This is a genomic window from Rodentibacter sp. Ppn85 (genome assembly GCF_001999335.1).
GTDB lineage: Bacteria > Pseudomonadota > Gammaproteobacteria > Enterobacterales > Pasteurellaceae > Rodentibacter.
Map to the genome: position 1 here is coordinate 1 of NZ_MLHS01000069.1, position 1,206 is coordinate 1,206.

Annotated in this window: 1 protein-coding gene; it reads left to right on the forward strand. The window is 50.1% G+C overall.

Annotated features, from left to right (window positions below; translation table 11 throughout):
• On the forward strand, positions 1–1,206 hold a 1,206-nt coding region (locus BKL51_RS10760), incomplete at both ends, for a hemagglutinin repeat-containing protein (protein WP_198930128.1).

Genomic DNA, 1,206 nt, shown 5'->3' on the forward strand with positions numbered 1-1,206 from the left:
TTATAACCGTAAACTGAATAGTCAAAATGCAGATTCGGTCAGTCACCAAGGGGCAATGATAGCGACCCTCAACAAGCATCTCAATATCAACGCCGGCGGGGATTATCATCAAACGGCGGGGCAATTACTGGCGAAACAACAGCTTAGCCTTCAAGCGGCCAATATCACCTTTGACACGGCAATCAACCGCCAACAGTCGGACAGTCATCAGAGCGATTTAAAAATCGGTCAGTTTGCCCGGGTGAGTTCGCCATTAATCGACTTGATTCAGAGCGTAGAAAGTGCGGTCAAAAATAAAGATGCTTCCGACAGAGTGAAAACGGCACAAGCGTTAGGTTTAGCGGCGAAAGGCTATACGGCTTACACGGACGCAGCGGCAGGCGGTGCCTTAATTCGAGTGGAAAGCGGTTCGGGTTTTTCGCATAAACGGGAGACAACGGACGCAATGCGCGAATTCAGTTTGGGTAACAGCGTGAATGCCAACGCTATCCGTATCACGTCAACAGAAGGGGATATTCGCGCCAAACAAACGGATTTTACCGGCTGGGACAGTGAGGGCAAACGCCAAGCGGACAGCCGTATTCAATTGAATGCTTATAAAGACCTGATATTGGAATCGGGACAAAGTGCTGAGAAATTTAAAGGTAAACAACAAAGTGCGGGCTTTGAATCGGGCGTAGGCTTTGCGGTTGGCGCACAGACGGGAGTATATATTTACGCTCAAGCGGGATTCACGCAAGGTAAGCAAGAAGAGCGTCACCTCACCCAACATAACAGTCATCTTGATACGGCGCACTTAAGCCTGACAAGCGGCGGAGACACCACCTTATCCGGTGCGGTAGCGAAAGCAAACCGCATTGATGCGGACATCAAAGGCAACCTCTGCATCGAAAGCCGCCAAGACGAACATCTCTCAAAAAGCAGCAGCTCGGGCGGTGGCTTACGGGTACAGGGCGGCATAGGCACGGCGTGGGGCGCAAGCGGTTATGCGAATGCGTCAAGCGGCAAGGCACAGGGTAAACAAGTGATTGAACAATCGGGTTTATTTGCCGAGGAGGGCGGTTATCATATTAATGCCGATAATGTTCATCTGAAAGGCGCAGCGATTGCCTCAACCAATGCGACAAACAGCGAACTGAAAACCAATAAGCTGACTTTTGAAGATATTCAAAATGAAAGTCAAAGCCGAGCGATAAGCGGCGGCAT